General features: G+C 51.2%; 3 protein-coding genes, 33 tRNA genes and 1 pseudogene. 1 reads left to right on the top strand and 36 read right to left on the bottom strand.

The annotated features are described in order from the left end of the window. Positions 1 to 274 (top strand): annotated as a pseudogene (locus AC1S52_RS05045) (IS630 family transposase); the annotation flags it as partial. A 134-nt stretch (positions 275 to 408) separates the two neighbouring features. On the opposite strand, the gene AC1S52_RS05050 reads toward AC1S52_RS05045, so the two are convergent. The 36 genes from AC1S52_RS05050 to AC1S52_RS05225 all read right to left on the bottom strand — a co-directional run bounded on the left by AC1S52_RS05050 (position 409) and on the right by AC1S52_RS05225 (position 4753). Continuing rightward, positions 409 to 609, bottom strand: coding sequence for a hypothetical protein (locus AC1S52_RS05050; protein ID WP_482027949.1), 201 nt, complete (start codon positions 607 to 609; stop codon positions 409 to 411). 227 nt (positions 610 to 836) lie between these two features. Then, a tRNA-His gene (locus tag AC1S52_RS05055) sits at positions 837 to 913 on the bottom strand. Positions 914 to 915: 2 nt separating this feature from the next. Then, positions 916 to 989: transfer RNA gene (locus AC1S52_RS05060), tRNA-Ala, on the bottom strand. Positions 990 to 1165: 176 nt separating this feature from the next. Then, a tRNA-Ala gene (locus AC1S52_RS05065) sits at positions 1166 to 1263 on the bottom strand. Between the two features lie 30 nt (positions 1264 to 1293). Next, a tRNA-Arg gene (locus AC1S52_RS05070) sits at positions 1294 to 1369 on the bottom strand. Between the two features lie 9 nt (positions 1370 to 1378). After that, positions 1379 to 1471: transfer RNA gene (locus AC1S52_RS05075), tRNA-Val, on the bottom strand. Between the two features lie 80 nt (positions 1472 to 1551). Further along, a tRNA-Gly gene (locus AC1S52_RS05080) sits at positions 1552 to 1625 on the bottom strand. A gap of 4 nt (positions 1626 to 1629) precedes the next feature. Continuing rightward, positions 1630 to 1705, bottom strand: a tRNA-Thr gene (locus AC1S52_RS05085). A gap of 82 nt (positions 1706 to 1787) precedes the next feature. Further along, positions 1788 to 1862, bottom strand: a tRNA-Thr gene (locus tag AC1S52_RS05090). Between the two features lie 7 nt (positions 1863 to 1869). Then, positions 1870 to 1940: transfer RNA gene (locus tag AC1S52_RS05095), tRNA-Met, on the bottom strand. Positions 1941 to 1942: 2 nt separating this feature from the next. Next, a tRNA-Leu gene (locus tag AC1S52_RS05100) sits at positions 1943 to 2016 on the bottom strand. Positions 2017 to 2021: 5 nt separating this feature from the next. Next, a tRNA-Lys gene (locus AC1S52_RS05105) sits at positions 2022 to 2096 on the bottom strand. A gap of 31 nt (positions 2097 to 2127) precedes the next feature. Beyond that, positions 2128 to 2202, bottom strand: a tRNA-Lys gene (locus AC1S52_RS05110). Next, the gene (locus AC1S52_RS05115) at positions 2166 to 2366 is read right to left on the bottom strand and encodes a hypothetical protein (RefSeq protein ID WP_482027950.1); all 201 of its coding nucleotides are present in this window, start codon (positions 2364 to 2366) and stop codon (positions 2166 to 2168) included. Before AC1S52_RS05115 ends, AC1S52_RS05110 begins: the two co-directional genes overlap by 37 nt. Further along, a tRNA-Ile gene (locus AC1S52_RS05120) sits at positions 2330 to 2407 on the bottom strand. Before AC1S52_RS05120 ends, AC1S52_RS05115 begins: the two co-directional genes overlap by 37 nt. Position 2408: 1 nt before the next feature. Further along, positions 2409 to 2530, bottom strand: a tRNA-Leu gene (locus tag AC1S52_RS05125). 5 nt (positions 2531 to 2535) lie between these two features. Then, positions 2536 to 2609 (bottom strand) — tRNA-Leu (locus AC1S52_RS05130). A 3-nt stretch (positions 2610 to 2612) separates the two neighbouring features. Beyond that, positions 2613 to 2688 (bottom strand) — tRNA-Pro (locus AC1S52_RS05135). A gap of 5 nt (positions 2689 to 2693) precedes the next feature. Further along, positions 2694 to 2770: transfer RNA gene (locus AC1S52_RS05140), tRNA-Leu, on the bottom strand. 36 nt (positions 2771 to 2806) lie between these two features. Then, a tRNA-Leu gene (locus AC1S52_RS05145) sits at positions 2807 to 2884 on the bottom strand. Positions 2885 to 2935: 51 nt separating this feature from the next. Beyond that, positions 2936 to 3009: transfer RNA gene (locus tag AC1S52_RS05150), tRNA-Gln, on the bottom strand. Between the two features lie 7 nt (positions 3010 to 3016). Then, positions 3017 to 3093: transfer RNA gene (locus AC1S52_RS05155), tRNA-Gln, on the bottom strand. A gap of 5 nt (positions 3094 to 3098) precedes the next feature. Beyond that, a tRNA-Asn gene (locus AC1S52_RS05160) sits at positions 3099 to 3173 on the bottom strand. Between the two features lie 22 nt (positions 3174 to 3195). After that, positions 3196 to 3268, bottom strand: a tRNA-Phe gene (locus tag AC1S52_RS05165). Positions 3269 to 3274: 6 nt separating this feature from the next. Beyond that, positions 3275 to 3362: transfer RNA gene (locus AC1S52_RS05170), tRNA-Ser, on the bottom strand. Between the two features lie 5 nt (positions 3363 to 3367). Further along, positions 3368 to 3462, bottom strand: a tRNA-Arg gene (locus AC1S52_RS05175). 108 nt (positions 3463 to 3570) lie between these two features. Beyond that, positions 3571 to 3654 (bottom strand) — tRNA-Tyr (locus AC1S52_RS05180). Positions 3655 to 3689: 35 nt separating this feature from the next. Next, positions 3690 to 3766, bottom strand: a tRNA-Glu gene (locus tag AC1S52_RS05185). 32 nt (positions 3767 to 3798) lie between these two features. Further along, positions 3799 to 3863: transfer RNA gene (locus tag AC1S52_RS05190), tRNA-Leu, on the bottom strand. A gap of 30 nt (positions 3864 to 3893) precedes the next feature. Beyond that, positions 3894 to 3964 (bottom strand) — tRNA-Trp (locus AC1S52_RS05195). A 2-nt stretch (positions 3965 to 3966) separates the two neighbouring features. Beyond that, positions 3967 to 4042 (bottom strand) — tRNA-Ile (locus AC1S52_RS05200). A gap of 5 nt (positions 4043 to 4047) precedes the next feature. Further along, positions 4048 to 4123, bottom strand: a tRNA-Cys gene (locus tag AC1S52_RS05205). A gap of 148 nt (positions 4124 to 4271) precedes the next feature. After that, positions 4272 to 4345, bottom strand: a tRNA-Arg gene (locus tag AC1S52_RS05210). A 2-nt stretch (positions 4346 to 4347) separates the two neighbouring features. Further along, a tRNA-Glu gene (locus AC1S52_RS05215) sits at positions 4348 to 4424 on the bottom strand. 6 nt (positions 4425 to 4430) lie between these two features. Further along, positions 4431 to 4506, bottom strand: a tRNA-Asp gene (locus AC1S52_RS05220). Between the two features lie 52 nt (positions 4507 to 4558). After that, complete coding sequence (locus AC1S52_RS05225; RefSeq protein WP_482027951.1) at positions 4559 to 4753, bottom strand: hypothetical protein; 195 nt, start codon at positions 4751 to 4753, stop codon at positions 4559 to 4561. Positions 4754 to 5134 lie beyond the last annotated feature (381 nt).

Below are 5134 nucleotides of genomic sequence, written 5' to 3' on the forward strand. Positions count from 1 at the left end.
TCGCGCCCAAGCAGTCAAAGCGTATCTGGAATCGGTTAATCAAGGACTCGATGAGTCCAACTGGAAAATCACTTGCATTCGCTTTGCGCCCAATGACCCCAAGCAGAACCCAATTGAAGATATTTGGTTGCAGGCTAAACGATTCATTCGAGAGTACTACCACTTGTGTCAATCGTTTAATGTCGTTAAATTCCTATTTGAATTTGTGACTCACCGTCAAACCTTTGACTTTCCAAAGCTGTTTTCCTATGGCTGTTTCTCACAACTCATTTAGGACCGCTATATTGATACATTCAGATGCTCTACTGATTGAGCTATCACCCCAACCGGAGTAAGCAGGAGTCGCACCTGCAACCTTCTGATCCCTAAGTATGTAAGCTTCTCAAGTCAGGGCGCGGAATTGAATGATTAACCGTAAACCGCTTCAGGACGAATGATCAAGTCACCACTTGGACGGCGATCGATCACATAAGCAGAGAGCCGATTGGTATGAACATCTAAGTGTCTAGAGACTTGTTCTTTAACAGCCACATCATTCATGCCTGTCGTAATTCCCAGTTGAGTTTCTGGGATATCGAGCGATCTCCCCTCAAATCGAATATGCACCATTGCTATCACCTCTTGCTTATCAATAGAACAACGGAAGGAGGAGGAATCGAACCTCGATAGCGTTACACTATCCTCTGGTCTTCCAAGCCAGTTGCCGTCCACACAGCCGCACCTTCCATAGCGGAAACTGGAGGAATCGAACCTCTACAGCATGAACTGCACGCCTGTTTACCCTGCGGGAAGCAAGCTACGAGGCAGGTTGCTGACCTTCAGCCGCAGTTTCCATTTGGGGTGACTGACGAGAGTTGAACTCGCTAACACTGGTGTCACAAACCAGCCCCTCCACCACTTCGGGTTCAGTCACAGTGGAGCCAAGGGGACTTGAACCCCTAACCTCCTGTTTGCAAGACAGGCGCTCTAGCCAGTTGAGCTATGGTCCCATTTGGTGGATCTGATCGGAATCGAACCGATCGCCTCCCGATGAGAATTGCACTCATCCCTCGTACAAGTTCTCAAAGCTGTTTTTGCTTCTTAACAGGAAGTTAGTATGTAAGCTTTGCCTGTTGGGGTACAAGGTGGTTTAGGCGCTCTGCCACTAGAGCTACAGACCCAGGTTTGGTGGATTCTGATCGGATTTGTAGCTTGCTTCCGCGAAGCGGTACCGACATCTTTCTGCTTGCAAGGCAGACGCTTTCCCAGTTAAGCTACAGACCCATGATTGCCAGGTGGCAATATTTGAAAAAATGGCAGGAGTGGTAGGGATTGAACCTACACAGGTCGATTTAGAAGATCGATGCCCTTTCCATTAGGCGACACTCCCAAAAGTTAGTAGTCCTGGCAGGATTTGTAGCTTGCTTCCGCGAAGCGGTACATGCAACCCTCTGTTTGTAAGACAGATGCTCCACCATTGAGCTACAGGACTACGAGAGCGATCGATGGGACTCGAACCCATGCGCTGAGTGTGGCGCACTCAGATGCTCGCCGCTACATCACGATCGCGTTTGGTATGGACAGTGGGACTCGAACCCACACCAAGAGGTTGGAAGCCTCACATGCTACCGCTACACCATGTCCACATTCTGGGGCTGGCGACAGGAGTTGAACCTGCAACCTTTCGCTTACAAGGCGAGTGCTCTGCCAACTGAGCTACACCAGCACATTTGGATCAGACGATGGGGGTTGAACCCATATCGGGAGCGTACCAAGCCCCTGTGTTGCCAGTTACACCACGTCTGCATTGGAGCAGGCGACAGGAGTTGAACCTGCATGAAGGCTGTACGAGAGCCTCATGTTTCCCGTTACATCACACCTGCATTTGGATGCGGGGGTGAGAGTTGCACTCACCGATCGCAGCTTATGAGACTGCCGAGCCGCTCTTGCTCTATCCCCGCTATACCCCCGGCGAGACTCGAACTCGCAAGATTCCAGTTTTAAGCCGGACACGTCTGCCAATTGCGTCACAGGGGCATCTTTGGTGGGCGCTGTAGGAGTTGAACCTACGTCAGTCTCCTTAAGAGGGAGGTGCATGACCGTTCTGCCAAACGCCCAATTTTTCACTGCTCAACCAAAGGTTGAATTTGGTGGGTCGCCCAGGGGTTGAACCTGGATCTCTCCGCTTAAAAGGCGGCTGCATATCCGCTCTGCCAACGACCCGAAGGGTCTGATTGGTAGGGATTGTAGGCTTTGCCTTCCCGCAGGGTAGCTACGATTTCCGGTTCCCCGTTGGCGCAGCCTGCCGTAGGCATACCGACGTGCTCCCACTGCACCACACCCAGATATTTGGTACACCGAGCAGGAGTCGAACCTGCTAATAACACGCTTATCGGGCGTGCGCGTCCACCACTTCCGCCTTCGGTGCTTGGTACTCCCGGTGGGAATCGTATAGCCTACGGCATTCAAGAAACGCGAAGCGTCTCCGAATGGAGAAACCCACAAAATCTAGATCCTCGGTCTAGAGCGTCTTCCCTTCCGCCACAGGAGCATCAGTACCCTTGGTGGGATTTGAACCCACAAAATCTGGTCTCTGAAGCCAGCACGTCTGCCAGTTCCGTCACAAGGGCAAATGGTCGGGATGGTAGGATTTGAACCCACGACTCCTTGGTCCCAAACCAAGGCTTTTGACCGCTGAATTACATCCCGATCGTTGGTACTGCTGGTGGGAGTCGAACCCACAACCTCTGGTTTCTAAGACCAGCACCTCTTCCGGTTGGGCTACAGCAGCACAAATTTTGGTTGTCCAAAATTTCTAGGTAGCGAGTGGTACTCCTGGCGGGAGTCGAACCCGCACATTGACTGGTTTTGAGACAGCCGCCTCTTCCGATTGGGCTACAGGAGTGTGAAACAGGAGGATAGAGAACTTGACCCAGTAATCTCTCATGCCCCCCGACTGGGAAGGAAGGAATCGAACCCTCAACCACTTGATTCAAAATCAAGTCGCTTTACCTGTTTGCGTACTTCCCACTACGATTGGATGCCGAGGCTGGAGTCGAACCAGCATCTCCGTGATTCAGAGTCACAGCGACTTTCCATGTCGTCCACTCGGCAATGAATGGCTGCCCCAGTAGGACTCGAACCTACAACCCTGCGGTTAACAGCCGCCAGCTCCACCATTGAGCTATGGGGCAATACAACTCCCTAAGTTAGGGATGGGAACGGCAGGAATCGAACCCGCGTCTCCAGGGCTTCAACCTGGCGCTAAACCCAGCTCAGCTACATTCCCAAAAGGCGGAGGCTAAGAGAATCGAACTCTTGACGGTGTATTTCACCCGCAGGCGTTTTCAAGACGCTTTCCTCGTCCGTGCCGGACAACCTCCATGTTTGGCGAGAACGGAAGGAGTTGAACCTTCACTCTACCCTTCGGGAAGCGAGCTACGGTTTCGTAGACCGAGATGCTTGCCGTTACACTACGTTCTCAAAGGCGGAGAGCAGTGGACTCGAACCACAATTGTTCATCCATCTGTTTAGCAAACAGCGTCGATCTCCTGATCGATTTACTCTCCATAATGTTGTCAATCAAATCGTTGGTAGGTCGGGCTGGAATTGAACCAGCAATGCGATCGCGGCGGTTTTACAGACCGTTGCCCACACCAGTAGGCGAGCCGACCTATGTTTTTTGGGGTTGCTCATATTTGAGCAAGATTTGGCAGTGCAGACGGGACTTGAACCCGTTAATCACACGCTTGAAAGACGTGCCGCTCGACCACTTCGCTTCTGCACCATGTATGCCGTGCAAGTTGAAAAAGCTGTTGTTCACACACAGGAGTTGAACCTGTAGTTGACTGTTCTTGAGACAGTTGCCTTACCATTAGGCGAGTATGTAAGCTTCTTCGATTAGGGCACGACAACGCACAGACGAGGATTTGAACCTCGAACAACGGTTTTGGAGACCGCGATGTTGCCGTTACACCATCTGTGCATTGGTCGCAGTGGTGGGAGTCGAACCCACATATCCTCGGTTATGAGCCGAGTACCTTAGCCGTTAGGTGACACTGCAATGATTGGACTCCAGGGTGGGAATCGAACCCACGAATAGTCGGTTTTGCAGACCAACGCCTTCCCACTTGGCGACCTGGAGATAAATTTGCTGTGCAAGTTGAAGAAGCTGTTTTGGATTGAACTACCTCGCCAGGGTTGGAGGCGAGGACTGGAATTGCACCAGCAACCTATCGTGTTTCAAACGATCGTTCTACTGTATGTAGGCTTCTGACATCAGGGCACAGCAACGAGGATGACAGGATTTGAACCTGTGACCACTTGCCTCGGAAACAAGCACTCTGTCCATCTGAGTTACACCCTCATTGGAAGCATCGACGGGAGTTGCACCCGCTTCTCCATGCTTGAGAGGCACGGCGACTTCTCTAGTCGCCCACGATGCTACAAAGCGGGGGAGATGGGATTTGAACCCACGATCTTTCGCTCGACAGGCGACTGCTTTGAGCCAAACTAAGCTACACCCCCAAGGTGGCGATTCAGTTTTCAAGGTTCAGGTTGGCTGATAAATCAGCAGGAATTAGAGGAAGCAACGCCGTTCCAGGTAATAGATTTGCTGGATGTTCTGTCGCTTTTGTTTGTACTGAGTGAAAGATAAATTTCCCTGATCTGATGAGTCTTCTTGAAGTGGCAGGTCAGTGCCAGAGAAGTGAGTGGGTAAGAACTCAAAGAGCTTCAAGAGAGTACTGTTTTTAGTGTGGGAGTGAGTGTTCATTGGATTAGCTCCTCCGTGTTTCATCTCATACTACAAATATAATACAAAATACTACAAGGCGTCAAGCGGGTACTACAACTTTTTTGAGACGGGGGAGAACGACTATCAGAAGATCCTTGTATCGCTCTCTCCCACTGGATTTGCCCCTAAGCTGGAGAGGAAATGTGGACTTTGCTCATCTGCCACAGCTTGTAGGTGAAACGCTCAACTTGATCGCTCATCACCGCCAAGAACATCCCTTCGTGAGCGTCCCTTCGTGAGCGTCCTTGTCCTCGGCAATCCAGCTTCCGCTCAGCCCGACTTCGACAAACTCCTCATCTACAGCAATGAGGGTGACGGCTGAGCCATACTCCCGATTTAGTGCCATCTCTAGCACTTTCA

The sequence above is a fragment of the Kovacikia sp. CALU 1929 genome (assembly GCF_056784235.1).

Excerpts from the sequence above, each read along its gene's own strand:
- AC1S52_RS05050 (WP_482027949.1), bottom strand. The coding sequence starts at position 609 with ATGGTGCATATTCGATTTGAGGGGAGATCGCTCGATATCCCAGAAACT.
- AC1S52_RS05225 (WP_482027951.1), bottom strand. The coding sequence starts at position 4,753 with ATGAACACTCACTCCCACACTAAAAACAGTACTCTCTTGAAGCTCTTT.